Raw genomic sequence first — 21,591 nt, 5'->3', positions numbered from 1 at the left:
ACACCTCCGATCTAACATTCATTTTTTATCCGCTCGATCACCGCTTGATAAAAAGAATCCTCGTGTGGCACGAATTTGTTCTTCCCAACTTTTTCGCTGATCAACCGTTTACACCCCTCTTGATCGATTTCAAATCCTTCCACCTGAATTGTCTCAGCAGTCCCTTCCCAAAGCGCGGCAAACTCATCGAGGTCCACTTTCACCATTCCCGCCACTTCTTCCTTTTGAAGCGTAAAGTCTTCGAACCTTAGCGACGCGCGGTGGAGAAACACGTGAGCAATCTCCTTATCTATGAAATCGCCCCGATGAACAGAATAATTCAGGACACCAAGCGGTAACAGCGACTGAAACGCCACATCGATCCCGATCTCTTCCTTCACCTCTCTCACGCCATCCTTCACCGTTTCATTCGATAAAAGGTGACCCGCAGCCGTGATATCTAGTAAATAAGGGTAGTCCTTCTTCTCTCGACTACGAAGCTGCAAATAAACGAACGGCCGCCCATCTTCTATACTCACAATCCAGCAATGAAACGCCTTATGCCAATAGCCTTTTTCATGTACTTCTTTTCGTGATGCCACACCGATTTGATTATGTTTTTCGTCAAAAATGTTCAGTTGTTCTTGTTCCATATGTAAACTCCTTTTACTTCATCTACCTCTTCCATTTTAAAATCTCGTACCAACGAAAAATCTCCCTTCTTTCTAGCCGCTCAGCGACTCGAACGAACGATCATCAATTTTTTTCTGATCATACTCCTCTAGACTCTTCTTCTCTTTCCGAACAACCATACCTTTTTTTGAAGCATGAACAGAAGCTTCTTGAAAGCCTTGTACCATCATTTTTAAAGCGAGAATCGTCACCGTAAAACAAATGATCGGAACGAGTGGAATCCAATAATAGGTTGTGAACAAGAACTTAAGGTTGCTTCCGATCAAACCGGACCATTCGTTGGAAAGCGAAACAAACACACTGTTCCCAAACATATCTTCTTCGATCGTAGCACCTCCGAACAACACATTTAAAACCCCAAGGTGTGCTAACAACAACAGGACGAGGATGATTTCTCTAATAAAAATGATGAAAAGCTGTGGTTTTAAGTATGGCAAGAGATGCTTTACCAACATATGAAAGCGACTCCCACCTAGAACTTTCGCACTCGTCATAAACTCTCTTTCTTGTAAAAGCTCTACTTCTCTTGCAATCGTGCTCATCGTAATCGGCACACCGATTAGAATCAAGACAATGACTTCGAACACCATTCGCTCTGTAAATGTCGTCGAAAACTCACCATCCATAAACAAATCTCTCATTAGAACATAACTTAAAATCAAATAAGCAAGAAGCGGTGCAGGAAAATAAAAGAACCCTTCTAGTAACGGTTTGACTTTTTTCAAAATCGGCGCAGCATACAGCTGCATCCCAACCCCTATCAGAAAGGATAGTACAAATCTCGCTAAAGCAATCAATAGAGCAAGGCCGAGCGTGTATTTTGCTCCAACGAGCAATAAGAAAAACAAATCTTGAGAAACATTATCTGTCCCAAAGGGAGGGTGCTCGACTGGCGAATAAGGAGGCCTCGCAAGGATATCTCCGTTTTGATCATACGTTAACTCTGCAACGGGAATATGATCTTGAAAGAAAATCGTGTAAAGAAAGCTTGCCGCCAGTACACTAAAAAAGAAAGTCGAACCGATCATAAATTGCGCGTTTTTTATCAGTGCCTTTCCCATCAATCAGCCAACTCCTTTCCGGTTATACGCTGAATGAAAAATTTCGAGCAAGCTTCAATAAGAAAGAGCGGTACGAAAATCATCAGTATTCCGATTATTACGATTTCAACTCTTAAGTTGTTCACCATAAACCACACTAGTCCATATAAGTTAAAGAGAATTTCAAGCATCACTAGGCTCGATAGCATGAGAACAATAATGGTTCGGGAGTGATTCACAACGGTAAAAAGCGCGTTTCGTAACACGTGCTTCCACAAGATTCTTCTCTTAGAAAGTCCCTTTCCACTCGCAAGTTCTACGTAAGGCGTAGCTTATTCATCCTCGAACGTGAGCAGCATGACTCGGTAAAGAAGAATAGCCGGCAAGATAGCGTACGTAATAAGCGGAAGAACGACAGGACGTTCGAAACCTCCAACGACTTCAAAGATTAATAATCCCGTCTCTTTGTACAACGAAACGATTGCAATCTGAACCATTACGATGATAAAAAGATCAGGTATTGCCTCGAGGATGCCCGTTACTCTAATAAACATCTTCCTCAATCGATATGGAAGAAGAAACGTGATATAAGTTAACCCTAAGCTTCCGACCAACGCTATACCAAATCCTGCAACCAAGATAAAAAGAGAATAGCCATAGTATTCAAATATTCCCGGGAAAACTGGATATACCGTCGTGCTGCCGAACAGCGGTTCATATGTTAACTCCCCAGGATTAACGATTGCCCCTATTAATTGGACGAACTGATTCCAAAATTCCTTGAGACTCATCTCAATTCCATTTTGGAACATGCCAGCAAAGCTTCCGATCAGTACTATACTCACTATAATCGAGACAAACTTCATTCCCGTTTTCATTTAATCTCCTCCAAACGTTCTCCACACAAGGAAAGACGAATGAAACAAGAAAAAGTTCCCATATTGTGTTAACTCTTTAAAAACACTTACATTTTTTGGTTTATTCTTCATAAATAAAAGGTAAGAAGATAGTAACAAGATAGAGAACCTTTTGTTCTTTTTGGTGACCAGTTCATCGGCTGTTTTTAACACTTTAGAGGGTAGAGAGGAGTTACGATCATGAAAGAAATTGTGCTGAACCTTGTTTTATTTCTCTTCTTATTTCCTGCAGCCATCATCGTTTACGTGGATTCCCTTCAGCATGGGAACGTAGCGATGTCACCGTTCGTTTCGATTTCAATCGCCATCGCAGTTGGATACATGCTGCTAAATATGAACAGACGTACACCTAAAAAACGATGAAATCTGGAGGCTAGTAGATGTCTAAGAAAAGCGGCTTATCGTTTGGGCAACAGCTACTTCTATTAATCGGGCTTGTTTTATTATTAATAGGCAGCGTAACGACTGCCTTTTATTTTTTTGGATTTTCAGTTGGCTTTCCCACTTTCCTCATCATGATCGTCATCATCGGTTTGATCGGCAAACGATATTTTGACGTCACGACTGAACATTACCTTGCACCTCTAGACCGGAAGTTGAACATAACAATCCTTTTTTGGTTTTTCGTTATCCCTCTTTTTATCTTTATCGTACTATGGGATACATTCACGATCGGGTCAAGTGTCATACTTGGCGCCATATTAGGGTTGATTCGCGCCACCATTTTGCTCGGGATACCAACAGTGCTTCACTTTCGCAAAATGAAGAAACTCGGTTATCATCTAAATAACGGAAAATGGGACAAAGAAGGAGTAGAAACAGATGCGTGAGGCTCATAGTCGAGCCTTCTTTTTTTGTGATTCTATTTACATAATTTAGTGCTTTCTTTACGCTTGTAAAAGAAGAAACTTCCGGAGGTGCATGATGCCAAAGAAACGAGAACTAACTGCACGGCAGCATATTCTTTTTTTAACAGCGATGTTCGTAACAATTCTAGGACTCTACTGGATTGCAGTAACCTTCTTCAATGACTATGCGCGCTTATTAGGGTTGTTTATCATCTTAATTCCAATCATTATAAAAAAGCTATATGTAAAAAGTACGGACGAGAACTACCTTGCACCGATCGATCGCTCGTTCAATCTAAAAAAACGCCCTTTCACCATCTGGCTTCCGATCTACTTTTTGTTTATCGGAATGATTTTCGTAACGTCATCTGAAGGAACAAGGATTGAGACATATCTCACCTTTACACTCATTTACTTCTTTTTGCTCGGCATCTATTTCTTAGGATATTACATTCGAATCCGAGACCTCGGCTATGAGTTGAAGAACGGAAAATGGCGAAAAAAAGAGCATATAAATGCGTAAAGAGGGGGCCCGATGCCCCCTCTTTCACATTTCCTCCGTCGCATTAGACTTTTCTTTCACCTTCAAGATGAAAAACACCAGAACACCGATCACACCGACTATCGCGGCTATAAGATGATCAACATACAAATCGCCATCTCTAAAATACCTGATTGCGAATCCACCGCCAAAAATAATAATGATCGTAACCGACATATAAAGTAAAAAGAATTTCCCTTTCATCGTGATTCACCTCTATTTTATCCATCTTCTACTAGTTTCTACGTGTATCCCCTACCAAAAGTTTCTTTTATAAGGAAAAATCTAGACTGCGGTTCATCCCCTCTCCTCATATCAGCGAAAATTTCATTTTATCGGCGAAATATCATTTTTATCAGCGATTTCAACCTAGATATCAGCGAAAATCACTCTTTTATCAGCGAATTCCAACTTATATCAGCGAAACCATTTTTCTCTACCAATTCACTCATGATTTGGAAGAAAGCTGGACAAAATACATCACAATACGACAAATTTCTTGCATCCTAAATAGTCAGGTGGTAAAGTAAATTTTTGTGCCTAGAGCACGTATAGAAAATTTAAAGGAGTACGATATGAAAAATAAGGAATCAGGCCTGATCGACTGGCCGGTATTTGGTATAAGCGGAGGAATTCTCGTTCTCTTCGTTGTTCTCGCACTATTCGATATCAGTCTTGTAGAAGCAATCGTTAGCAATAGTTTCTCGTGGTCAGCAACCTACTTTGGGGCTTTCTGGCAAGTCCTTATGTTAGCGACGTTCTTCGTTGGAATCGGACTCGCTTTCTCCCGATACGGTAAAATCAAAATGGGTAATTTAGACAAACCCGAACTCAGTTTATACAAGTGGCTCTCCATCATCATGGCGACGCTCCTTGCAGGTGGCGGTGTATTCTGGGCAGCGGCTGAGCCGATGTACCACTTCTTAACCGTTCCACCTTCTCAATCTGGGATCGAAGCAGGCACGAACGCTGCGATCGACCCAGCACTTGCACAAAGCTTTATGCACTGGGGTTTCCTCGCATGGGCAATCCTAGGTACGATCAGTGCAGTCGTGATGATGTACGGTCACTATCATAAAGGCATGCCGATGAAGCCTCGTACGCTTCTTTATCCGATCTTTGGCGAACGACTTCGTCACAGCTGGATCGGAACGGTAATCGACGCGTTTTCTGTAATCGCAGTTGCAGCTGGAACGATCGGACCGATCGGATTTTTAGGTCTTCAAGCGAGCTATGGATTACAGGAGATCTTCGGCATTCCGAATCAGTTTAGCACACAGTTTTCGATCATTTTAGCTGTTGTTGTGATCGCTACGATCTCTGCGGTTACGGGGCTATACAAAGGTATTCAGATCTTAAGTAGCTTCAACGTGCAGCTCGCGATCGTACTGATGGTCTTCATCGTAATCTTCGGACCAGGTGGCTTTATTATCGACCACTTCATCTCAGGATTCGGTTACTATGTTGATCAGTTTATTACGATGTCGACGTTCCGTGGTGACACGGGTTGGCTCTCGTTCTGGACAGTGTTCTTCTGGGGCTGGTTCATCGGATACGGTCCAATGATGGCGATACTCGTTTCTCGTATTTCTCGCGGTCGTACGATCCGAGATATCATCGTCGCCGTATCGATCTTTGCACCGGTTATCTCAACGTTCTGGTTCACCGTTCTAGGTGGGTCAGGCATTCACTTTGAACTGACAAACCCTGGCTCGATCTCTGAAGCGTTAAACGCAGCTGGAAATCCAGCCGCAATGTTTGCGATCACGGAGCAGTTCCCGCTCGCAGCGATCGTTTCACCACTGTTCTTGATCCTGACGATCCTATTCGTTGTAACGACGACCGACTCGATGTCGTACACGATTGCGATGGCCGTAACAGGTGAAGGCAATCCGAAGAGCTGGTTACGCATATTCTGGGCAGTGCTTCTCGGCGCTATTGCCGTCATCTTGTTGATCACGGGTGACAGTGGCATCACACAGCTTCAGAACTTTATCGTTGTAACAGCTGTTCCGGTTTCACTCCTTCTCCTTCCGATGGTCTGGCTCGCACCGAGAGTCGCTCGGAAGATGGCGAAGGAACAAGGAATCAATAAATAACACCATTCCACCTTCATAAAAACAAGCATGACCCGCAGATGCATCTGCGGGTCATTTTTATTATTCTCCTACTGTTCCGAGTGGTGTTGCATAGTGATGGTCGTTATAGAAAATGCTACATACTAAAGTATTCTAACAGGAGGAGTGTGAAGACGATGCGTCGAGCAAAAAATAGAAAACGGATCAGAAATCTAAAACCTTCGCAGTCAGTCCACGCTCAGGGTACTCACGTTAATGAAGTACTTCAACTTAATATTGACCTCATTACCAATAAGCTTGGACATAGCATGGATATCGTAACGAGAGAATTTAAAATACAAGATAACGTGAACGCTGCGATACTTTATACAAAAGGGTTGACCGATCGCATCATTATCCAAGAATTATTAGAATCGCTGATGTTAGATGAACGGAAGCCGACCCTTACTCAAATAGACGAGATAAAAAAGTCACTACTGACCGTTTCTCAAGTTGAAGAACTAACAGATTTTAACTCGATCTTCACAGGGCTGCTTTCAGGTGATGCCATTATTTTTGTCGAAGGAGAAACAGTTGCTCTTTCAATCAACATCAGGAAATGGCAAGCGAGAAATGTTGGTGAACCTACTTCGCAGGCAGTGGTTAGAGGTCCTCAGGAAGCCTTCACAGAATCAATCATTACAAACGTGGCTCTTATACGCAGAAAGATTCGTGACGAAAACTTATGGATCGAGAGTGTGCAACTAGGTAAAAGAACGAAAACGGATGTTTCCATTGCCTATATCAATGGTCTTGTAGATGACAAGATCGTACAAGAAGTTCGAGAGAGGTTAGATCAGATTTCGATCGACGGTATTTTAGAAAGTGGGTATATTGAAGAGTTCATACAAGACTCTACTTATTCACCATTCCCTACCGTTTATAATTCAGAACGTCCCGATACAGTAGCAGCCTGCTTATTAGAAGGACGGGTCGCAATCATTACAGACGGGACTCCGTTCGTATTGATCGTACCGAGCGTGTTCATTCAATTTTTTCAGGCTTCAGAGGACTATTATCTACGGTCAGAATTTGGTTTCATCCGTTACATTCGGCTTCTGTCTTTCTTCATTTCCTTACTCGCTCCATCATTATATATTGCTATCACAACCTATCACCAAGAGATGCTTCAAACCTCATTATTGATTAGTCTTGCAGCTCAGCTTGAAGGAATACCTTTTCCTGCTTTTATTGAAGCGGTCATCATGGCCGTTATCTTTGAAATCCTCAGAGAAGCTAGTATTCGGATGCCGAAAACAATCGGTTCTACCATCTCGATCGTTGGTGCGATCGTACTCGGAGAAGCTGCTTATACAGCCGGACTCGTGTCTCCAGCTATGGTGATCATCGTTTCGTTAACGGCGATTTCAAGCTTTGTAACCCCAGCATTCAACATGTCTCTGACGATTCGCCTGCTACGGTTTGGAATGATGATACTGGCAGCTACATTTGGTCTTTACGGCATTATCTTAGGACTTTTCGGTCTTACTCTTCACTTATGCAACCTTAAATCCTTCGGGATTCCGTATCTAGCTCCTGTTGGCCCTTATTATATGAGAGACCAACAAGATACGCTTTTTCGGTTACCTTGGCCTTGGATGAAGAATCGTCCTAAATTCCTTAACGAACAAGATCAACACAGACAGCCTGGTCAGAAAAATTAACTTATGTATAAAGATGGTGGAAACATGAAAAAAATGCTCATTTTCCCTCTGTTGATCATCCTGCTTTCAGGGTGCTGGGATTCGAGAGAACTTGGTGACCTTGCTATTACTGTAGCTTTAGGCCTCGATAAACAAGGTGATGAATTCAAAGTTACCGTTCAAGTCGTAAACCCAGCTGTGATCTCAACAACATCTGGTAACAATAGTGCAATAAAACCAGTTACCATTTTTGAAGAGACTGGGGAAACCCTTAGTGAAGCATTACGAAAGATATTGAACACTTCTCCTAATACCATCTACTTGTCACATGTCAGGGTTATCGTTATAGGAGAAGAACTTGCGAAAGACCGCTTAAAGTTCGTGCTAGATTTTATCTCTCGGTATCATGAATTTCGGACAGACTTTTTCATGATTGTTGCAAAAGACGATACTGCTGATACGATGCTTAAAGTTTTCACTTCGCTCGAGAGAGTTCCAGCAAACAAACTCTACGAGTCATTAGAAAAATCTGAAGAGCTATATGCCCCAACGAAAGCTGTTACGCTTGATGATTTGAAAATAGATCTTTTAAACAAAGGGAAACAACCAGTCTTGACCGGCATTACGTTAGATGGAGATAAAGAACGTGCAGCTTCAGAAGAAAACGTGAAAAACTTAGAAAAGAACACGAAATTAACCTATGAAAATTTAGCTGCTTTTAAAAAAGATCGCTTAGTTGGCTGGCTATCAGAAGAAGAAAGTAAAGGCTATAACTTTATTACGAACAACGTTGTCAAAACGAACGGTGTCGTTCCTTGTCCTGATGGTGGGAATGTTGGAATGAGGCTTTTAAATACGAAGACGAAGCTCACGAGTCAATTCAAAGCGAACAGTCCTGTGATAAATGTATCGATAAAAGGAGAAGGTAATATAGATGAGATCGCTTGCGCACTTGATTTTTCTAAACCAGAAAACGTTAAAGAGTTCCAAAAGAATTGGAATGAGCTTCTAAAGTCTTTCTGTGAAGCTGCACTACAAAAAGCGCAGCATGACTTTAAATCTGATATTTTCGGATTTGGACACGTCATTCATCAACAACATCCAAAAAAGTGGAGCGACCTGAAAGAAAGATGGGATGACGAATTCGAGAATCTAGAAGTGACTGTCACTACTGACTTTAAAATCCGTCAACTCGGCACGACGACGGATTCTATTGTAAATGAATTGGAGTAGTCAATGATGTTGAAGGTAGTAGGAGTGTTAATCATTGCGATCATTATTTGCTTAATCGATTATCCCATACTAAAGAAAGGCAAACGTAGGGATTTTTTGATATTCGCTATGCTTTTAAGTTTAGCTATGAGTGCTAATATACTTGAAATATACGAAGTAAAGATATGGAATCCAATGGATGTAATAAAAAATATCTATCAACCACTGTATGAACGTATATTTTAGTTGATTGTTTTCATAAGAGGTGAAGATGCATGCTTGAAAAAGGAAGAATATCAGTTGTTCAATTTTCCATATTAGTCTTTCTGGTAACGACCGGTGATTCGATTCTAGTTCTTCCTTCAAGCGTTGCAACACAAGCAAAAAATGATGCGTGGATTTCTGGAATACTTTCATTAGCAATCGGGATGTGCCTCGTTCTTCTAGTTTATCAAGTATATAAACTTGTACCCGATCGCACATTTGTAGAATACAGTGAAGATCTATTTGGATCCTTCATCGGAAAAGTGTTAGCGTTGTTTTTTCTAATCTATCCACTTCTATCTGTTGCTCTGTTACTACGAGAGCTCGGTGATTTCCTCACTACTCAAATATTGCCCAGCACTCCTATTGAGGTTTTGACCGTTTTATTTATGCTTGTTGTTATTTATGGAACACGATTAGGGTTAGAAACATGGGTTAGAGCTGGACAGGTATTCGTTCCATTCTTTTTAGCCTTAACCTTCTTATTCTTCATTTTTCTCACACCACAAATACAATTTGAGTATATTAAACCGGTCTTTGGTGAGGGAATGAAAGCAATTCTTGCCGGTACGCTTACGTTTACTGCATTTCCCTACATGGAAACCCTTATTGTGATCATCATGATTTTCCCCTATGTTAAGGTGAAAAACAAAAAAAGCATCCGAAATGCGATGTTATTAGGGCAGCTCGCCGGTGGGACATTATTAATCTTATTAATGCTAACCTCTTTACTCGTGTTCGGCGGAGAACTCGTAGCCCACCAGCAATACCCTAGTTATTCTTTAGCAAAGAAAATTACGGTCGGTAAATTCTTAGAACGGATCGAGGCCATCATCGCTATTCTATGGCTGATCACAATCTTCATCAAAACATCGTTCTATTTTTACTCAGCCTCGTTAGGGCTTGCTCAGCTCTTTAAATTAACTGATTATCGCCCCCTTACCTTTCCACTTGGAATGCTCTTAGTCGCTATGTCGGTCGTCGTATCACCTAACATCGTGTATTACAATGAAGTTATCGCACAATATTGGCCCCTTTTCGACTTTACGATGACTCTTGTGTTCATTCCTATGATCTTATTATTTGGAATGATTCAAAAAAAGAAGCATAACTTATAAATCAGGCCGAACGACCACATTCGACAAATAGTGAGTGGTACCTGTCACCACGTTCATGCTGCAACTTCTCTTTCATCACCTTCAAAGCGTTTCTTTTTCAGTTTAAGAAGAAAGTAATCGAGTCCAATCTTTCCAGCATTCCATCCTCCAACTAATAGTAAAAATTCCATGATCATAAGGTTTGGATTGGTGCTGATCGCACCTGCAAGTAAAAAGTTGACGTTCATGATCAATCCCATAAACGCTGAAAAAGTTGTTAATAACCCTAGTATTAATGCAATTCCTACTAACAACTCTCCCCATGGTACCAATACGTTAAAGAACGATACGTTCGGCAAAGCAACGTCCTCAAGGAAGTTCGCATACCATCCTTGCACAGCTGGATGCTCTCCTGTCGATTTCTCTATTCCTCCTTGTAGGAATCCTGAAGCATCAAATTTCACTTCACCTGAAAGTTTTCCCCACCCTGCCATCAAAAACGTATATCCAACATAAACGCGAATCACTGTTAGTAATGAGGCGGCAACAACGTTATTTCGAAACCAGTTCATTATCAAAGTTTATCTACTCCTCTCTTTTTACCTTAAGACAAAAAGTTGACCTAAGGAAACATTTGCTGTTTTAAAAATAACGAATGGCGGTTAGTTCGTCAATAAAATCGTTTATATCCCCTCACAAAGTCCCCTTTTCTCAAGGTAGCCTCAAGGACAATAGACCCTCTTTTATGGTTTTATGTTCCAAATAAAAAAGCATTTCGCTCGCTACGTCTAAACGTAACGTTGGCGAAATGCCCATAAAAAACACCCTTACCCTTCCTCAGCAACCTGCGCGTTCCCTTCTCCTTGCTTCCTCCCCCGCAATCGTTCATATAAGTATTGAACACCATACAACAAGTACGCTTTATAGTGGATATATAAAAAGAACTGAAAGTACGTGAACTTATGCAACCGTGCGATCTTTATTTTCTTCAAAAATGGGAGCAACAGAAATGCAAACATCGCATTTGCAAGCACATTAAGCCCTACGAATTTTTTAAAATTTCCGTACGAATGTTTCAAGATCCACATGGAGATTGGCATATATGGCCCAATATCGAACGGAAATTCATCTCTTAGGAATGACTTCGGCTTATCATAAAACTTCCACCATTTCCGCTTTCGACCGTACAGATGATTGATCACTTCATAAATAAAAATAATAAAACTCGCAAAGAAAAACCGTTTGATATGTCGCTTTCCGATAAATCGTAACGAGAACCAAGGGATCAGGATCATCGCGAAATTAAATACAACGTGCCGTTTTGATGTCATAAGCGCATCGACCTCGATACTAATTATTTCATTCATCCTTACTATCTCCTGATGAATAAAAAGCATTCATATCGAGCCGACGATCTACCCCTCTTCACACGAAGGCATGCCTGGCACAACTCCACTCGACGGCTCCAGCCTCTTCTGTTTACACTGTTCCTCTAGTGCAATCATCAAGAGGTTCATAACCTCAATCGACTCAGGCGTTTGAAACGCAGGATCCGCTAAGTTCTTTTCCTCAAGAGGATCTGTCGTCAAATTATACAGCTCAAATTCGTCCGGCAGGGGATTTACTTTAGTTGTTGTGATACAGAGAGAGACGTCGACGTTCTCAGAAGTCGGTACTGATTTTTGTTCATGCACGACGACATCCGATACACCAGGATTACTCCAGAACTGAGGGTTGTCATAGTACCTTGAAAACTTCCATAGCTCTTTAGCTCGGTTGGCTCCAGTCGGAAGCCTCGTGATGATCGCTTCAATGTGGTTCGGCTGGATAACTGATTCGTACGGCTCGCCGGTTATCGTAACCTGGTTTAACCCTCTCGTCACATCGTCATCCGTCAAAAAGTAAAGCGGTTCGTCTGCCCGGTAAAAGGATTTTTTCCCTTCTAACAATGGGGTGAGATCACGCCCAACGAGAGGGTGAACTTCGTTATGACTTTTCTTCAGCTTTTCCCCGGCCTCTCCTGCATCGATCCCTGCAAGCCCTAGCATCGTTGGCAGAATATCCACGTGACTCGTCAACATCTCTGTACTCTCTCTTCCTGAGAACAGCTTTGGACTATGGATGATGAAGGGCACATGAATCGATTCCTCATACGTGTTGTACCATTTTTGAAACAGTCCACCGTGCGCCCCCAACATATCCCCATGATCTGAGAAAAACAACACGATCGTATCGTCATAAAAAGAGGAGTCCCGAAGCGCATCGAACACCTTGAACATTTCATTGTCGACTTGCTTCTGAAGAGAATAATAAAGCTGACGATAAAACAGCGTGTCTGCGAGCGGTTGAATTGCTTTCGGATAAGTGAATCGATAGCTTTCTTGCGCTCTCGGCTTCGTTGCTAGCGATTCGTTTGCAGTAGGAGCTGGCGGAATATCAGGGAGGGATGGATCGACTTCAAAATTATACATCGGATTGTTTCTTGTAAACGCCCCGAACAACGCGATGTCATGTGGATTGATAAAGGATGTCATGAGCATCCAAGGAGAGGTTTCGCAAGCTGAATTTCGCTCGAGCGACCTAATAAGATGTACCGCTTCTTCAGCATAGATCACGTCACGGCCACTGATACCGATTCCAGCAGAAGAACCGGAATTCCGAGGAGCGGTTCCATGAGGCTCCGGTCCTACCCAGCCATTGAAGCCAAAGTCATTCAACCGGTTTGCGTTAAGGTATTCATTCACGTTCTCTGGATCTGGCAGCCCTGTATTCGTATAGCTCGGCAAAGCATTCTTCGTACCAGGAATGAGGATATCCTCGTCCGACGCATGCCACTTCCCTTTCCAAAACGTTCGGTATCCCGCCGTTCTAAGGTAATCGCCAATCGTAGGTACCGTATTCCGGTCAAGCCAAAACATATCAGGATCAAAAGCTCCTTTCGCTGCACCACTTGTTTGTGAAACACCGTGAAGAGATGGATACTGCCCAGTATATAACGTCGTTCGGCTCGGACTACATGCGGTACTGCCAACATAGTGCTTGTTGAATTCAAAGCCGTTTTCCTTCAAAAGTTCCTGCGTGATTAGATTCTTTCTCCGCCACGCTAGTAGCGCCTCATCCTCATATACCGATGGATACCGCTCCTCATCGACCATCAAGATGAGAAAGTTCGGTTTCTTACCGTTCTCAATTAAAGAAGAAAACCGTTTACCCTCACTCCCCATGATGTAGATTCCCCCTTCTTTTGATGGTGCCTGTCACCCCTCGAATAAGCTCGAAGAATGTAGAATAACGCTCAAAAAAATTTAGCCTACTTTAGTGAAATCAATGCGATTGGGTAATATAAGAAAGTATATCTGAAATAAAGGAGGTTCATGACAATGTTAGACGGTAAAGTAGCATTGATCACAGGGTCAGGTCAGGGAATTGGACTTGAAATTGCAACGGAATTCGCAAAAGCTGGCGCGAAAGTAATGTTAAACGACATCAACGAGGATACGTTAAACGAGTCGATCAAAGCATTAACAGATGAAGGTCTTACGGTGGATGGCGTAATAGCGAACGTTGCGAAAGAAGAAGACGTGAAGAATGCGATCGAAAAGACGGTTGAGAAATTCGGACGCCTCGACATTCTTGTTAACAATGCTGGTATCCAGCACGTTGCACCCGTCGAAGAGTTCCCAAGCGAGAAGTTTGACCTTATTCTCGACATCATGTTGAAAGGTCCTTTCTACGGAATCAAGCACGCCTTCCCGATTATGAAGGAGCAAGGGTACGGACGCATTTTAAACATGGCTTCCATCAATGGACTCATCGGGTTCGCTGGAAAAGCGGGCTACAACAGTGCGAAGCATGGTGTCATCGGTCTAACAAAGGTTGCGGCTCTAGAAGGTGCGGACTCAGGCGTTAACGTAAACGCCATCTGCCCTGGGTACGTTGACACACCTCTAGTTCAGAACCAGCTTGAAGACATAGCAAAAACACGAAATATCGAAAAAGACAAGGCACTAGACGAAGCGATTCTATCGAACGTACCACAAAAGCGTCTCATCCAAGTGCAAGAAGTAGCAGATTACTCGATCTTTCTCTGTAGCGATAAAGCAAAGAGTATCACTGGACAAGCAGCTGTTATCGACGGAGGATATACCGCACAGTAGCAAAATAACACGTTTATAGGAGCACACCTCATTCTGTATCCCAACTATCATAAAAAACAAAAAAACATGGTCAGAGCTCATTGCCTCTAACCATGTTTTTCAAATGGCGGTGTATGAATGGTTGAAAACAATAGGGAGAAGAAAGAATTACTCAAAGTCATACTTAGGTGTGCGATTGGTTCCATCATATTGCTATTATTCCCGAATATCCTAGACTTTTTTTATTGCCTGCATAGGGCACTCCTCATATTCCCTACCCTTGTTTCTTCCTAAAATCATCCGTTAGCATGCCGCTAAATCCCCAGCTTTCCTCTTCTGTTTCATGAATAACCACGTGCGTATACTCAGGTTCTTTCCCAAGAACCGAGTTCAAAGTGCCTGTGAACTCTCGGACAATTTGCTCTTTCTGTTCACGAGTCGCACCTTTCGTGATATGTACGTGAACGACTGGCATCGGACTTCCTCCTTTTGCGGTATTTTGTTTCCATCACCCTTATTCCATTCGCTCCTGCTATTTCCTTCTTTTCTTACAGTAATAACTACGCCCCGAATATCATTCAATACCTCTACTTAATACGAATGATTCAATCACCTCCACTAATTTTTTTGAAGCTGGTGAACCCGTTTTTCTTGTTGCTAATGCTATGGTGCGATAGCGATCGCATTCGAGTGGAATAACCGTTATGGCGCTGTTATTTTTAGGTACGATCATTTCTGGCATGATGCTGATTCCGAGGTTCTGCTCAACCATGGAAACAACCGAATTCTCACTCATATTTTCATATCGAATGGAGGGCTCAATCTTGTTTTCTTTGAATACCGCCTGTATATCCTTGTAGCATTGAAACGCTGGCATGATAAAAGGGGCTTCTTCAATCTGGTCGTTCGTTAGGACTTCTTCATATCCCAACGACGACTGTGAGGATACGACGCATAAAAGGCGATCTTTTTTCAACTGCGTAATGTGAAACCCATCTATCTGTTCACAATTCGTAACGAATCCACAGTCAAGCTCCCCTCTAATCAGCCAGGACACCACTTCATCGTAGTTTCCTTCACGAAGTTCGATCGTAATATTCGGATAGTGCTCTTCCATCTTTTTTAAAATGGCCGGCATCCACGTTGTTGTAATACTACTAAACACGCCTATCCTCACATTTCCTTTCGCTAACCCATTGATGGCATGAACTTCTTCTTGTAAAAGATTTTGCTGATGGAGCATTTGTCGAATGGGAACGAGTAGTTTTTCCGCGTTATCCGTTAGTTTTATGGAAGAATGGTGACGAATAAATAGTGGAAACGAAAATTCTTTTTCAAGGCTCGTTATGGCATGACTTACTGCTGATTGCGTGACATTTAACGCTATGGCGGTTTTAGTAAAACTATTCAACTCTGCTACTTTACTGAAGATTTCATACTTCACTAACGTCATCACATCGACCTTCTCCCATGAAAATAATTCATCTCATCCATTATATTTTTTCGCTTTCTTAATAACAATCCTCACCCTATACTAATGACAAACCTACCACATACTTTCGGTAAAGAAAGGACGATGAAACTTGCAAACTGTATTAATCACAGGGGCAGCAGGGAAAATTGGACGCAATGTTGTAGAAGCCTTAGGGAGAGAGAATACGTATAAGTTACGATTAGCGGATAGTAACGAGGATGGGTTAAAGCCGTTTCAAGAATTGGGATACGATGTGGTACGATTTGATGTTTCAAATTTAGAGGAATGTCAGAACGTTTGTGAGGGAATTGATGTTGTGATTCACCTTGCAGGAAACCCTTCTCCAGATGCTAGTTTTTATGACTCTTTACTAGATGGACATATTAAAGGAACGTATAATATGTTTCAGGCTTCAAAAGAAAACAACGTTTCAAAAGTGATCGTAGCTTCCAGTGCTCAAACGATCGAAGGCTATCCACTAGATTATCAAATACACGAGTCCACACCGCCACGACCTAAAAATATGTACGGCGTCTGTAAATGCTTTGTTGAAGCGGTAGCTTGCTACTACGCATATGAAGAAGGTGTGCAAAGTGTTGCGATTCGAATAGGTGCGTACGACGACTATCAACCAGATGGTCCCGCTCTTTCAGCTAGGGATATGAGTGCGTATGTTAGCCCGCAGGACTTTAATGACCTTCTGCTAAAAACATTGAACACTGAAAACTTACCTCCATACACGTTACTGCATGCTGTCTCAAACAACCGTTTCAAGCGCCTCAATCTGCATGAAACGAAAAAACAAGTTGGCTATGATCCCCAATCCGATGCGTTTAAACAGAGTGGGTTTCTCTTTTTTGATCATGACAGGTGACATTAGAGCACAGATTGAAACAGAGCTTGGACGCTCATCCAAGCTCTGTTTCATTAGTCAACTAGGCGTTAACAGATTGCTTCGTATTCTGTTGAAACGTTTCTTTCTCTTTTTGTTTCCACAACGCTTTTTGAAAAAGAATACCTGTTAACCCAATGACGCTCAAACTTATCCCAATCACTTTAAATGCAGTCAACACACCAACCTGCTCAATCAACACGCCACCTAATAACGGCCCCGCGATAAACAAAATACTGAGCGTTGAATCCACAATACCCGAAACTCTTCCGATCGCTTCCTTCGGTGGCTCCTTCTGAATGAGATAATGAACTGCGGTGAAGATGATGCCGTTCCCGATTCCACCTACTAAAGCAAGACCAACTGTCAGTGCCATCACTCGATAGTCTCCAAGGAAACCCATCCCAAACGTCATCATCCCAATCAGGAGGCTCCCAGTACCAAAATACCAGCCATACCTTTTGATTCCATCCATTTTATTCAGAAGGAGCACGACAAGTAAGGAACCGCCTCCTATCGCTGCAATGACGAAGCCCGTAATCTCTTCATCATCTGGAAACACCTCGCTAAACAGCGTCACAAATTGAGCATCGATCATTTGAATCACGAACGTGCTCACAACTCCAAACAGGATACTCGCCGTGAGGATCCTACTTTGAAAAACGATGTGCCACCCTTCTTTCCATGACTCGAAAAACCCTGCACCTTTCATCGAACGAAATCCCTCTTCGATCAAAGGCTCCTCTTTTTTTACCGTGATCTTCATCAAGATAACCCCTGATAGCGCAAAGGAAAAAGCGTTGAGAGCAATCGACGCATTTGCAGATAACACCCCTGCGACCGCTCCACCTAGAAGCGGACCGACCACCTTCACGAGCTGAAACAAACTTCCGTTGATCGTGACCGCCTTCATGATATCTTCTTCATCAACGATCCTTTTCATCAACCCTTGCTGTGCTGGTAGGCTGACGACCCCTACCGTGTTCCGGAGTAACAGGACCGGCAATGCAAAGAGTGGAGATGTCGTCAAAATCAATGCAATCGTCAAGATTGCCCGGATCCAATCTGAATAGATGAGCACCTTCACTTTGTCTCTCCTGTCGACAAATACTCCAGCGAACTGTCCTAGCAGAATACTAGGAATTGCGTACATCACAGGAATGAGGGCAATCACGATTGGATCCGCCTTCCACGTATAACGAAACAAAATAAGGACTGCGACAAAATCAAACCAGTTCCCAAAGTTCGAAAGCATATTCGCAGTAAAAAACCTTACAAAATTCCCGTCTTTCCATAGCGATTTCTTCATATGAAAACCTCCTAAGTAACGTTCACTTAGGAGTATAACGAGTGATTATCAGAGGAATATCAGAGGGACGAAAGATGATCATCCAACAACTTTCTGATTTTCGGTTCAAGATCAGAAAGCTTGTATTCTTCCGCATTCGCTTCCCACATGTTCTCGAATTGCTCTAACGCTTCAACTTGAAAAACATCTCTAAAATACCGAATCGTCATTAAGCTGATAAAGATTCCAGGCACATATTTCGCCTCTTTAAAAAGCTGAATTCCCTCATGAAAATGACTTTCTGCTTGCTCACCAAAAGCAAGACACTGAACCCCTTTTAAGATCGAAAAGCTCGCTCGTTCTCTTGAAAAAGGATAAAGAAGAAGGAGCTCCTCCATCTCATGGATCTTCTTCTGTATAACTGAACGTTCTTGCCTTTTTACAAGTGCGAGATAGCTTTCCGTTAACGCAATCAACGGAATGAATCCTTCAAGCTTCTTTTCATGCACTTCTTTTTTTGATGTGATGAGCAGTTCTTCTGCTTCATCATGTTGTCCTGTAAAAAGAAGGAGTGACAGACGGTTCAAGAGTCGAATTTCTAAACGGTGATGCTCTGGTAAAGCTTTTGCCTTCAGCGCTTTTGTGAAGAACTCGAGGCTCTTCTTCTTGTCACGCGTCGTGTAAGAATAAATATGTAGAAGGTAATAACACTTTTCCCAGAATGGATCTTCCTGCGTTTGGAACGACTGAAACTCCCCCTTCATAAACCGAAGATACAGCTTGCTCTGAAGATCGAGTTGGAAGCCGAACACCGTCTGATTTTCCTCAAGCAGCTTCAGGGCATCTCCCTGTCCATAAAGATGGTACTTATGAAAAAGCGTCTTCACATTCGAAGACACTTCTTCATCCTTAAGCAATGGGCTATGCATTTCTTTATGAACCTTCAACCGGTATCCCTGTCCCCTAACCGTTTCAATGGTGAAAACGGAGGACAGCGGAGTAAGTTTTTTTCTCAACCGATACACGTGATCATCGACGGTCCGGTCTGTTGGTGCTTCCATCGCCCACACGGCATCAAGGAGTTCGTCTCTACTAAACACTCGGTTCTCACGTTCGTATAAGTAGCGGAATAGCTGATACTCTTTTGGCAGCAGGGTAACCTCTTCAGACCCATACCTCACTTTCAGATCACCTTTTTGTAATTGTATGTTTCCCATCCTCTCACCTTCGCTTAATTGTTTTCACGCCACATATAATAAACGAAATTCATCGTTTCTCCGTTCATGCTAAAGCTTTCATCGTCGAAACCAACACATCTGAACCCATTCTTCTCTAACACTTTTTGTGATGCAATGTTGTTTGACGTCGTTTTCGCATGAATTTGTTTTACACCCGTCCCTTTTACTTCTTCCATCAATGTTTTTAACGCTTGTTTTGCTACTCCCTTTCCGGTGTGATCACGACCAATTCGGTATCCAAGATCGCCATGCATCTTTTCATCAACCGAGATGTTCATTCGCCCTACAATGTGTCCTTCTTGATTTCTTACTAAGTAAAAAGCAGAATTCCCTCTACTTTGTTCCGATAGAAGCGCTTCATGCCTTGTTAGAAAACCATCAAACTTGTAATAATCCTCTCCTCGAGTCGGGACCATCTCTTCAAAATAAGCTCTGTTTTCCATTTCAAAGCGAAACAAATCCTCTGCATCCCTTTCGCTCAATTTCGTTAGAGCAATTTCCATTACTCTTCTACACCTTCATAGAAAATAATCCGGTTTGAAAATGGATCGACGACCGTCATCTCGATTGTGCCCCACGGTTTCTTCTCTACCTTTGGGTTAGAGAATGGATAGTCTTTGCTATGGAGCAGCGCATGATAGCTTTCAAGATCACTCTTTTTCACCCGGACCGCTCCACCCGGCGAAGCGTCTCCGTAATGCTCGGATAAATGAATCGCAGCATCGTCCATCGACACCTGCACGTACAGAGGCATGTTGTCCGCAAATCGATGCTCCCAGTCTACTTGAAAACCTAGAAAGTCTACATAGAAGGCATACGCTTTTTCACTATCAAAAATTCGAAAGATCGGTGTGATCACAATGAATCATCCTTTCTACCAATTTATTATACTGCCTGCTTCATCTCGGCCAACTCCCTGCGCTTATCGAGAGCAGGTGTGATGAGATGATAGATTAATGTCCCCGCTAGACCAATACCAAGAATGGTCCAAGCCATCACAACGGACGGTAGGATTGCCCCGAGTGTCACGGTCAATGAAGCGATCAACATCGATAGGTTAAATTTCAATCCGTTGAACGCCATGTATGAGCTCCTCGCATCGTCTGGTGGGATGGAAGCCATATACGACTGTTCCACAGGCACCCGAAACACTTCCCCAATTGTCAAAATCGCCATCATCACAAACAAAATTACGAGGTTGTTTGAATAAGCGAGTGCGCCGTACCCCGCCGTAAACATCAAGCAGCTCAATACGAGAACGGATTTGTCTTGAAGTTTGTGAGGGATACGCGTGACGAACAACATCAACACGACGACGAGGATCGTATTCTCACTTCGAAGAAATCCCATCGTTTTTACACCGTCAACTTCCCATAGAAGAAACTGCTGCGTCTCCATTTCTTCACTGAGTCGAATGCCGATATAGTTCGTAAGTTGAAATTCTAGCGAGAGGATTAAAACTCCTGCAATCGTGAAGAGGACGAACAACTTATCGCTCAGTACACTTTTATAAGTAGCGAACAACTGAAGAATATGCTGATGCGGCTTCACGTTAGAAGCCGTCGGGACGTAACTTTCATCGATGAAAAATGCGATCATGATGACGACGATCGCCGCTGAAACGCTCAGTCCCATGAATAACTGAAACAAGTAATCTTTGAAAAGGAACGCTCCAATAATCCCGCCGATCGCGATGGACAAGTTGTTTGCCCAGTACGTGATGGAATACATTAATTTTCGTTGCGGCGGCGTACTCACATCGATCAACATCGCCTGGTTAGCAGGACCTGCTAGTCCCCAGCTGATGCTGTTTACCGTCATCATCGCAAACGTAATCGTAGGTGACTCAAACCATGGTGAATTACAAACCATCATCGTTGTAAACGCAAAGAACCTGAGCGTTTCCGCGATGAGCATGATCCTCTTCCGACCGAATTGATCGCCGAAATAGCCCCCTACGAACGTGATGCCAATTCCGACGAACACGTTGATAAGTAGCAGCAATCCAGCAATCTTCGCACCAAAGTGAAATGCCAAATAGATCGACATAAACGGAAAGATCATACTGCCGATAAAACGACTAATAAACGATTCGATGATCCGAATCTTAATGTTCTTATGAAAATCTCTAAACCTCATCTTAACCTTCTTTCTACTTCTTCAAATCTTGCGGTCTCTCCACTGGAAAAAGTTGATAACTGTAGTTTACCAA

General features: G+C 42.5%; 23 protein-coding genes and 1 pseudogene. 9 read left to right on the top strand and 15 right to left on the bottom strand.

Annotated elements, in window-relative coordinates; genetic code table 11:
• Positions 1-11: 11 nt before the first annotated feature.
• The 4 genes and pseudogenes from ACXAHI_RS14165 to ACXAHI_RS14150 form a co-directional block, all read right to left on the bottom strand.
• Complete coding sequence (locus ACXAHI_RS14165; protein WP_474848868.1) at positions 12-632, bottom strand: NUDIX hydrolase; 621 nt, start codon at positions 630-632, stop codon at positions 12-14.
• 72 nt (positions 633-704) lie between these two features.
• Complete coding sequence (locus ACXAHI_RS14160) at positions 705-1,733, bottom strand: peptide ABC transporter permease (RefSeq protein WP_474848866.1); 1,029 nt, start codon at positions 1,731-1,733, stop codon at positions 705-707.
• Positions 1,733-2,026, bottom strand: a pseudogene (locus tag ACXAHI_RS14155) (ABC transporter permease subunit); the annotation flags it as partial. The pseudogene ACXAHI_RS14155 and the gene ACXAHI_RS14160, both read right to left, overlap by 1 nt.
• A gap of 18 nt (positions 2,027-2,044) precedes the next feature.
• Positions 2,045-2,590 carry a hypothetical protein gene (locus ACXAHI_RS14150; protein WP_474848864.1) on the bottom strand — a complete coding sequence of 182 codons (546 nt, stop codon included), beginning with the start codon at positions 2,588-2,590 and terminating at the stop codon, positions 2,045-2,047.
• A gap of 219 nt (positions 2,591-2,809) precedes the next feature.
• Between ACXAHI_RS14150 and ACXAHI_RS14145 the strand changes: the two genes are divergently transcribed.
• The 3 genes from ACXAHI_RS14145 (at position 2,810) to ACXAHI_RS14135 (ending at position 4,000) form a co-directional block, all read left to right on the top strand.
• Positions 2,810-2,992 (top strand): hypothetical protein, encoded by a 183-nt coding sequence (locus tag ACXAHI_RS14145; protein WP_474813379.1) that lies wholly within the window; start codon positions 2,810-2,812, stop codon positions 2,990-2,992.
• A 17-nt stretch (positions 2,993-3,009) separates the two neighbouring features.
• The gene (locus tag ACXAHI_RS14140; RefSeq protein ID WP_474848862.1) at positions 3,010-3,459 is read left to right on the top strand and encodes a hypothetical protein; all 450 of its coding nucleotides are present in this window, start codon (positions 3,010-3,012) and stop codon (positions 3,457-3,459) included.
• A 94-nt stretch (positions 3,460-3,553) separates the two neighbouring features.
• Positions 3,554-4,000 carry a hypothetical protein gene (locus ACXAHI_RS14135; RefSeq protein WP_474848860.1) on the top strand — a complete coding sequence of 149 codons (447 nt, stop codon included), beginning with the start codon at positions 3,554-3,556 and terminating at the stop codon, positions 3,998-4,000.
• Between the two features lie 24 nt (positions 4,001-4,024).
• On the opposite strand, the gene ACXAHI_RS14130 is transcribed toward ACXAHI_RS14135, so the two are convergent.
• Positions 4,025-4,222, bottom strand: a complete 198-nt coding sequence (locus tag ACXAHI_RS14130) for a hypothetical protein (RefSeq protein ID WP_474848858.1) — start codon at positions 4,220-4,222, stop codon at positions 4,025-4,027.
• Between the two features lie 371 nt (positions 4,223-4,593).
• On the opposite strand from ACXAHI_RS14130, the gene ACXAHI_RS14125 reads away from it, so the two are divergent.
• From ACXAHI_RS14125 to ACXAHI_RS14110, 4 genes are all read left to right on the top strand, one after another.
• Entirely contained in the window at positions 4,594-6,117 is a 1,524-nt protein-coding gene (locus tag ACXAHI_RS14125; RefSeq protein WP_474848856.1) for a BCCT family transporter, read from the top strand.
• A gap of 155 nt (positions 6,118-6,272) precedes the next feature.
• Complete coding sequence (locus tag ACXAHI_RS14120) at positions 6,273-7,799, top strand: spore germination protein (protein WP_474848854.1); 1,527 nt, start codon at positions 6,273-6,275, stop codon at positions 7,797-7,799.
• A 24-nt stretch (positions 7,800-7,823) separates the two neighbouring features.
• On the top strand, positions 7,824-9,011 hold the full coding sequence (locus ACXAHI_RS14115; protein WP_474848852.1) for a Ger(x)C family spore germination protein: 1,188 nt from the start codon (positions 7,824-7,826) through the stop codon (positions 9,009-9,011).
• A gap of 254 nt (positions 9,012-9,265) precedes the next feature.
• Positions 9,266-10,372 carry a GerAB/ArcD/ProY family transporter gene (locus ACXAHI_RS14110; protein WP_474848850.1) on the top strand — a complete coding sequence of 369 codons (1,107 nt, stop codon included), beginning with the start codon at positions 9,266-9,268 and terminating at the stop codon, positions 10,370-10,372.
• Positions 10,373-10,425: 53 nt separating this feature from the next.
• On the opposite strand, the gene ACXAHI_RS14105 is transcribed toward ACXAHI_RS14110, so the two are convergent.
• The 3 genes from ACXAHI_RS14105 to ACXAHI_RS14095 all read right to left on the bottom strand — a co-directional run bounded on the left by ACXAHI_RS14105 (position 10,426) and on the right by ACXAHI_RS14095 (position 13,575).
• On the bottom strand, positions 10,426-10,923 hold the full coding sequence (locus ACXAHI_RS14105; RefSeq protein ID WP_474849894.1) for a DoxX family protein: 498 nt from the start codon (positions 10,921-10,923) through the stop codon (positions 10,426-10,428).
• Positions 10,924-11,178: 255 nt separating this feature from the next.
• Complete coding sequence (locus ACXAHI_RS14100) at positions 11,179-11,682, bottom strand: hypothetical protein (protein ID WP_474849892.1); 504 nt, start codon at positions 11,680-11,682, stop codon at positions 11,179-11,181.
• Positions 11,683-11,766: 84 nt separating this feature from the next.
• Positions 11,767-13,575, bottom strand: coding sequence for a sulfatase family protein (locus ACXAHI_RS14095; RefSeq protein WP_474848848.1), 1,809 nt, complete (start codon positions 13,573-13,575; stop codon positions 11,767-11,769).
• Between the two features lie 156 nt (positions 13,576-13,731).
• Between ACXAHI_RS14095 and ACXAHI_RS14090 the strand changes: the two genes are divergently transcribed.
• Entirely contained in the window at positions 13,732-14,508 is a 777-nt protein-coding gene (locus tag ACXAHI_RS14090; protein WP_474848846.1) for a 3-hydroxybutyrate dehydrogenase, read from the top strand.
• Positions 14,509-14,761: 253 nt separating this feature from the next.
• Here ACXAHI_RS14090 and ACXAHI_RS14085 read toward each other — a convergent pair whose 3' ends face one another.
• Together ACXAHI_RS14085 and ACXAHI_RS14080 are read right to left on the bottom strand one after the other, a co-directional pair.
• The gene (locus ACXAHI_RS14085; protein ID WP_474848844.1) at positions 14,762-14,962 is read right to left on the bottom strand and encodes a tautomerase family protein; all 201 of its coding nucleotides are present in this window, start codon (positions 14,960-14,962) and stop codon (positions 14,762-14,764) included.
• A 99-nt stretch (positions 14,963-15,061) separates the two neighbouring features.
• Positions 15,062-15,940, bottom strand: coding sequence for a LysR family transcriptional regulator (locus ACXAHI_RS14080; protein ID WP_474849890.1), 879 nt, complete (start codon positions 15,938-15,940; stop codon positions 15,062-15,064).
• 130 nt (positions 15,941-16,070) lie between these two features.
• Between ACXAHI_RS14080 and ACXAHI_RS14075 the strand changes: the two genes are divergently transcribed.
• Positions 16,071-16,835, top strand: coding sequence for an NAD-dependent epimerase/dehydratase family protein (locus tag ACXAHI_RS14075; protein WP_474848842.1), 765 nt, complete (start codon positions 16,071-16,073; stop codon positions 16,833-16,835).
• Between the two features lie 61 nt (positions 16,836-16,896).
• On the opposite strand, the gene ACXAHI_RS14070 is transcribed toward ACXAHI_RS14075, so the two are convergent.
• The 5 genes from ACXAHI_RS14070 to ACXAHI_RS14050 are packed head-to-tail and all read right to left on the bottom strand — an operon-like array spanning position 16,897 to position 21,518.
• Positions 16,897-18,162, bottom strand: a complete 1,266-nt coding sequence (locus tag ACXAHI_RS14070; RefSeq protein ID WP_474848840.1) for an MFS transporter — start codon at positions 18,160-18,162, stop codon at positions 16,897-16,899.
• Positions 18,163-18,221: 59 nt separating this feature from the next.
• Positions 18,222-19,358, bottom strand: coding sequence for a winged helix-turn-helix domain-containing protein (locus ACXAHI_RS14065; protein WP_474848839.1), 1,137 nt, complete (start codon positions 19,356-19,358; stop codon positions 18,222-18,224).
• Positions 19,359-19,372: 14 nt separating this feature from the next.
• On the bottom strand, positions 19,373-19,882 hold the full coding sequence (locus tag ACXAHI_RS14060; protein ID WP_474848838.1) for a GNAT family N-acetyltransferase: 510 nt from the start codon (positions 19,880-19,882) through the stop codon (positions 19,373-19,375).
• Positions 19,882-20,238 (bottom strand): glyoxalase superfamily protein, encoded by a 357-nt coding sequence (locus tag ACXAHI_RS14055; protein WP_270180990.1) that lies wholly within the window; start codon positions 20,236-20,238, stop codon positions 19,882-19,884. Before ACXAHI_RS14055 ends, ACXAHI_RS14060 begins: the two co-directional genes overlap by 1 nt.
• A gap of 26 nt (positions 20,239-20,264) precedes the next feature.
• Positions 20,265-21,518 carry an MDR family MFS transporter gene (locus ACXAHI_RS14050; RefSeq protein WP_474848835.1) on the bottom strand — a complete coding sequence of 418 codons (1,254 nt, stop codon included), beginning with the start codon at positions 21,516-21,518 and terminating at the stop codon, positions 20,265-20,267.
• Positions 21,519-21,591 lie beyond the last annotated feature (73 nt).

The sequence above is a fragment of the Anaerobacillus sp. ABD4_527 genome, assembly GCF_056160805.1.
Note: the sequence above shows the minus strand (reverse complement) of the source record. Positions and strands in the feature narration are given on the sequence as shown.

Bases quoted from the DNA above. Each gene is read 5' to 3' on its own strand.
- ACXAHI_RS14165 (WP_474848868.1), bottom strand. From the start codon at position 632: ATGGAACAAGAACAACTGAACATTTTTGACGAAAAACATAATCAAATC.
- ACXAHI_RS14160 (WP_474848866.1), bottom strand. From the start codon at position 1,733: ATGGGAAAGGCACTGATAAAAAACGCGCAATTTATGATCGGTTCGACT.
- ACXAHI_RS14150 (WP_474848864.1), bottom strand. From the start codon at position 2,590: ATGAAAACGGGAATGAAGTTTGTCTCGATTATAGTGAGTATAGTACTG.
- ACXAHI_RS14145 (WP_474813379.1), top strand. From the start codon at position 2,810: ATGAAAGAAATTGTGCTGAACCTTGTTTTATTTCTCTTCTTATTTCCT.
- ACXAHI_RS14140 (WP_474848862.1), top strand. From the start codon at position 3,010: ATGTCTAAGAAAAGCGGCTTATCGTTTGGGCAACAGCTACTTCTATTA.
- ACXAHI_RS14135 (WP_474848860.1), top strand. From the start codon at position 3,554: ATGCCAAAGAAACGAGAACTAACTGCACGGCAGCATATTCTTTTTTTA.
- ACXAHI_RS14130 (WP_474848858.1), bottom strand. From the start codon at position 4,222: ATGAAAGGGAAATTCTTTTTACTTTATATGTCGGTTACGATCATTATT.
- ACXAHI_RS14125 (WP_474848856.1), top strand. From the start codon at position 4,594: ATGAAAAATAAGGAATCAGGCCTGATCGACTGGCCGGTATTTGGTATA.
- ACXAHI_RS14120 (WP_474848854.1), top strand. From the start codon at position 6,273: ATGCGTCGAGCAAAAAATAGAAAACGGATCAGAAATCTAAAACCTTCG.
- ACXAHI_RS14115 (WP_474848852.1), top strand. From the start codon at position 7,824: ATGAAAAAAATGCTCATTTTCCCTCTGTTGATCATCCTGCTTTCAGGG.
- ACXAHI_RS14110 (WP_474848850.1), top strand. From the start codon at position 9,266: ATGCTTGAAAAAGGAAGAATATCAGTTGTTCAATTTTCCATATTAGTC.
- ACXAHI_RS14105 (WP_474849894.1), bottom strand. From the start codon at position 10,923: ATGAACTGGTTTCGAAATAACGTTGTTGCCGCCTCATTACTAACAGTG.
- ACXAHI_RS14100 (WP_474849892.1), bottom strand. From the start codon at position 11,682: ATGACATCAAAACGGCACGTTGTATTTAATTTCGCGATGATCCTGATC.
- ACXAHI_RS14095 (WP_474848848.1), bottom strand. From the start codon at position 13,575: ATGGGGAGTGAGGGTAAACGGTTTTCTTCTTTAATTGAGAACGGTAAG.
- ACXAHI_RS14090 (WP_474848846.1), top strand. From the start codon at position 13,732: ATGTTAGACGGTAAAGTAGCATTGATCACAGGGTCAGGTCAGGGAATT.
- ACXAHI_RS14085 (WP_474848844.1), bottom strand. From the start codon at position 14,962: ATGCCAGTCGTTCACGTACATATCACGAAAGGTGCGACTCGTGAACAG.
- ACXAHI_RS14080 (WP_474849890.1), bottom strand. From the start codon at position 15,940: ATGACGTTAGTGAAGTATGAAATCTTCAGTAAAGTAGCAGAGTTGAAT.
- ACXAHI_RS14070 (WP_474848840.1), bottom strand. From the start codon at position 18,162: ATGAAGAAATCGCTATGGAAAGACGGGAATTTTGTAAGGTTTTTTACT.
- ACXAHI_RS14065 (WP_474848839.1), bottom strand. From the start codon at position 19,358: ATGGGAAACATACAATTACAAAAAGGTGATCTGAAAGTGAGGTATGGG.
- ACXAHI_RS14060 (WP_474848838.1), bottom strand. From the start codon at position 19,882: ATGGAAATTGCTCTAACGAAATTGAGCGAAAGGGATGCAGAGGATTTG.
- ACXAHI_RS14050 (WP_474848835.1), bottom strand. From the start codon at position 21,518: ATGAGGTTTAGAGATTTTCATAAGAACATTAAGATTCGGATCATCGAA.